Here is a 4,729-nt window from a genome sequence, read left to right as displayed (position 1 = left end):
GGATGCACATGCAGCTGTTCGGCTTGCTGAGACCTGGCAAGAGCGCAGTGTTTCAGCGAACGAAATTACAGTTGCCGCTGAAAGCGATGCGAAGGATCTGGCAATTCCGGATAATGGAAGAGCTCTCCGCAGTACGATTTCTGTTGGTGAGGACATCGCACTTCAAAATGTTGAAGTTCTTCTGGACCTGCAGCACCAGCAACTCGGAGATCTTGAGATCATTCTTGTTGGACCGGACGGGACGGAAAGCATTTTGATCAACCGGCCTGGTGTTTCCTTGGAGGCAGGTAGCTCAGATCGTGGATATGGTAATTTCGATCAGACCTGGCTGACAACAAGCACAAATCATTGGGCAGGACAAAGTGCTGGTGACTGGACGCTGATCGTCAAGGATACTCAGAGCGGAAAGACTGGAACGCTGCAGAACTGGGAACTTCGTCTTTACGGTGATCAAGCTGCTAATAACAGCACTTATGTCTATACCAATGAGTTTGCAGTAATCGGCACAAGCGATCGCACTATCATTACAGACACTGAAGGTCTTGATATCATCAACACAAGTGCAGTGTCAGGTGATGTAGTGATTGACTTAAGTGGCACTCATCAGTCTTCCATTGCAGGCAAAAGCATCACCTTTAGCAGTGGGACTGTTATTGAGAATGCTTTCTCAGGCGATGGAAACGATAAGCTGTATGGGAATGCTTCAGCCAACACCCTTAGTGGTGGCAGAGGCAATGATGAGCTTTATGCTCATTTCGAAGAGACCACAGAAGAGGTTGCTGGCAACCGCGTTTACCTGCAGGGCGACAAGCAAGTACGCCAGCTTACTGGCGATGTCGACATCATCTCTATTGAGGATGCTCAAGAATTTTATGTATCGAGCACCAGTGTCGGGATCACCTCTTCGGGTGGAAAACTCGTGGCGATAGGCAGCAACCACTACGCCGGTTTTGATGTCAACAACGATCTTGTTGATCTGAGTTCTCTTACGTCCGTTTCATCATTTGAAGATCTGATCATAACAAACAAAATTACGCTTAATAACATCACCTGGGCTGGTATTGCGGCACCAGACGGCGGCATGATTTTGCTTGCAGGTGTCGATGCGGCTGATTTGACCAGTAACAACTTCATCTTTGCCAAAGGTTCTGCAGGGGACACTCTTTATGGTGGAGAGGGCGACGATAACCTCTTCAGCAGCTCTGGAAGCGACCACCTGGATGGTGGGGCTGGCAATGACCTTGCCATTTACGCGGATGGGAAAGACAACTACGCTATATCGATACTGAACAATAAAGTTCTGATTACAGATACACGTGACGGTACGAGTGATACCCTTGTCGATGTAGAGGTGCTTCAGTTCAATGGCATCAAATATCAAGTTACAGATCTCATCAACTTTAAGCCAGAAGTCGTAACAGTAAATCTTGGCAGCCTTGCTGAAGACAACTCACGGCTTATTACCCAGACAGAATTACTCTCACAAACAGTTGACATCAATGGTGACACACTAGCTATATCTTCTGTTGCTGTTGATCCGGCCTTCGGAACAATGACGGATCAAGGAAATCGATCTTGGCTATTTACACCTTCGGCCAACTTCCACGGTGAAAATGTTGAGATCAGTTTTGTTGTTTCAGATGGTGAGTTTGAAGTTCCAGCGAAAGCACTTCTGGATATAACTTCGGTAAATGATGCTCCAGAAGTAATCCTGGTCCCACCTACTCAAACAGCGTTGGAAGGCTCAACCTGGCAATATGTTCTTCCGGCAAACAGTTTTAACGATGCAGACGGTGATGACCTAGTCATCACAGTTGCTCTTGCTGATGGATCACCATTACCGGATTGGCTTGAGTTTGACACCCAAACTCAAGCATTTAACGGTATACCGCCAAAAGATGGTGTGTCTTCTCTAGACATAAAAGTAACGGCATCTGACGGCTCAATCTCAACATCGTTACCTTTGGTGTTACAGATAGAGGCTGCCAATAGCGCTCCATCTCTGTTCCAACCAATCTTGGATCAAAACACTGATGAAGATGAGGTTTGGACATTTACTCTGCCCGCTGACACGTTTGCTGACGCTGATGGTGACACACTGGCTTACTCAGTAACTCTGTCAGATGGTGGGGCGTTGCCAAGCTGGTTGACTTTTGATGCTAATATGCGAACGCTCTCTGGCACCCCTCCGCAGGAATTCAATGGACGTATATCTCTTCTTGTAACTGCTGATGATGGACTTGATACAACATCAACGGCGTTTGACTTAATTGTGGCATCAACAAACAATGCACCAGTATTAGTTCGGGAGCAGGCATTTAAGACACTGCAAAATCGGGAACGCATTATTGACACCAGCACGATAACCAAAGGGTTCAGGGAGGTTGATGGTGACGAACTGGTTCTGATGTCATTAGATTCTACCCAGCACGGAACAGCAGTTCTGACGGCTGATGGAAACATTGTGTTCACGCCCGAAGCTGATTATGTCGGCCCCGCTTCTATTACATATACAATATCAGATGGTCGTGGCGGTTCAGTATCTGCGATCTCCCTCATCACCGTTGCTGAACAAATTGATTTTGATCCTGATATTCTTGATGGATACAAAGGGACAGCAGGAGACGACAATATCCGAGGTGGATTTGATGACGATGCCATATTTGGCGACAAGGGCGACGATGTGCTCGATGGGGTCTTTGGAAAAGACACTTACTATTATCGCAAAGGTGATGGGAACGATGTAATCGACGATAACTTTGGCGATAGTACACTCGTCTTTACCGATCTCATGTCAGATGAGGTTGTCGTCTCACGGAGCAGAAGTAATGGACGAGATATTATCATTGAAATTTCTGAAACTAATGAAGCTATCACATTGATAAGTCCCCATAAACTCACTGTAAAATTTGCAGATAGAGAGACTTGGTCACCGGAAGATCTTTCGTACAGAGCTTGGATCAGAGGAACTGAGGAGGATGACGACATCAGAGGTACTACAACCGATGATACGCTCGATGGTGGGGCAGGTGATGATAAAATGGATGGATATCGCGGTGCAGATACATATCGTTACCAAAAAGGTGATGGAAACGATATAATTGACGATAACTTTGGTGAAAGCACCCTTGATTTCACTGACTTATACTCAGACCAAATTGTTGTTTCTCGAAATATTGAGAACTTTGCTGTAACCATTGACATTATTCCAACAGGAGAACAAGTAACTGTCAGCGGATTTACTAAATTTGGTGTTTCATTTGCAGACGGAGAAATTTGGACAACAAAAGATGTTTCAGAAAATACTTGGATTTTTGGAACTGATGGAGATGACTATTTGTCGAGCCGTTCACTGATTGGTGTCAACATGAATGGCGGAGCGGGAGATGATCGCTTAAGTGGCTCAGAAGGGCAAGACGTGTTCATTGGTGGGCGTGATGATGATACTCTGACCGGGCGAGGTGGCTCAGACAGCTTTGTTTTTGAGACTACAAGCTTCGGAAATGACACTATTTACGACTTTGTCGCAGGCGTTGGCGCTGAGGATGTCATTCGCTTCGACCTTGACGTCTTTGCGGATTTTAGTTCTGTTATTGCCGCGACCAGTGATGCTAGTGAAGGAGCTATCATCAGGTTGGATGAGAGTAACTCAATCACATTGATTGACGTTTCGACGGCTGACCTTCACGCGGATGATTTCCAATTTGTTTAGTCATCAGACTGAGAGCTCTAATCGTGCCCTGGAGATAATTCTCCAGGTCTTCTTTTTGCTTCAAGTGGATTTATTGCTCAAATTCAATATCTTACTCTCTTAAGTTAGCGCCTATGGAGCATGGCTCCCCTTAAACGTTCTTGGACAACTTGCTTTATAGCTGAGAAAGAATGTTCTCAGCAGAAGAGATCGTTGCTTCTCCCGGAGCTTCTTCAATATTCAGAGAAGCCAGCACGCCATCTTTCACGATCATGGAATAGCGCTTGGAGCGGATGCCCATTCCAAAGGCGCTTGCGTCAAGCTCAAGGCCAACTGCCTTGGTAAAATCAGCGCTGCCATCGGCGAGGAAGAGGATCTTGTCATCAGCGCGTGTGTCTCGCGCCCAGGCCCCCATGACAAACGCGTCGTTCACCGAAACAACAGCAATTGTTTCAACGCCTTTTGCTTTGATAGCTTCTGCATTGTCGATGAAACCCGGCAGGTGGTTCAGGTGGCAGGTTGGCGTGAAAGCACCAGGAACTGCGAACAGAACTACGGTTTTGCCGGCGAACAGCTCTTCACTGGTCGCATCCACTGGCCCGTCTGCACTCATGGTTTTGAATGTAACGCTTGGCAGTTTTTCGCCTACTTGAATGACCATGGAAAGTTCCCCCAATTTGCTTTTGCTGATCACAACATAACAGACATCTCAATCAGAGGTCTGTATCTAAAAAGAAACGGGCTTCAGTTGTAGCCGCGAGCTCTCTATTTCGCAAATACAACTAAAGCCCGTAAACAAACTTATTTCGAAGCACTGGCCTGAGGAACTGAAACGCTTTGCGTTTCCTCAAAAGCACCATCCTTAGTCACCAGTGTAAGGCGGAGCTCAATGTCGCTCACATCTTCTGGCAGTCCAATATAGGACATAGTCCAGTGTGCCCTACCTTTTTTCACAGAGGCCAGCTTGGGCACTCCATGATAAGAACCTACAGGCCCTTCAATGAAGAGCTCCGGCGATTTGTCCTTGGAGGAGACTTT

General features: G+C 46.5%; 2 protein-coding genes and 1 pseudogene. 1 reads left to right on the top strand and 2 read right to left on the bottom strand.

Annotated elements, in window-relative coordinates; all coding sequences use genetic code 11:
• A partial coding sequence (locus PPL9_RS12030) for a cadherin-like domain-containing protein (RefSeq protein WP_152986679.1) occupies nucleotides 1-3,712 on the top strand: 3,712 nt, incomplete at its 5' end.
• 154 nt (nucleotides 3,713-3,866) lie between these two features.
• On the opposite strand, the gene PPL9_RS12025 is transcribed toward PPL9_RS12030, so the two are convergent.
• A complete protein-coding gene (locus PPL9_RS12025) occupies nucleotides 3,867-4,352 on the bottom strand; it encodes a peroxiredoxin (protein ID WP_057462915.1) in 486 nt (161 codons plus the stop codon).
• Between the two features lie 140 nt (nucleotides 4,353-4,492).
• Nucleotides 4,493-4,729 (bottom strand): annotated as a pseudogene (locus PPL9_RS33255) (hypothetical protein); the annotation flags it as partial.

The organism is Pseudovibrio sp. POLY-S9, from assembly GCF_001431305.1.
Lineage (GTDB): Bacteria > Pseudomonadota > Alphaproteobacteria > Rhizobiales > Stappiaceae > Pseudovibrio.
This window is presented reverse-complemented; position numbering and strand designations above follow the sequence as displayed.

Coding starts and splice junctions, on each gene's coding strand:
- PPL9_RS12025 (WP_057462915.1), bottom strand. CDS start 4,352: ATGGTCATTCAAGTAGGCGAAAAACTGCCAAGCGTTACATTCAAAACC.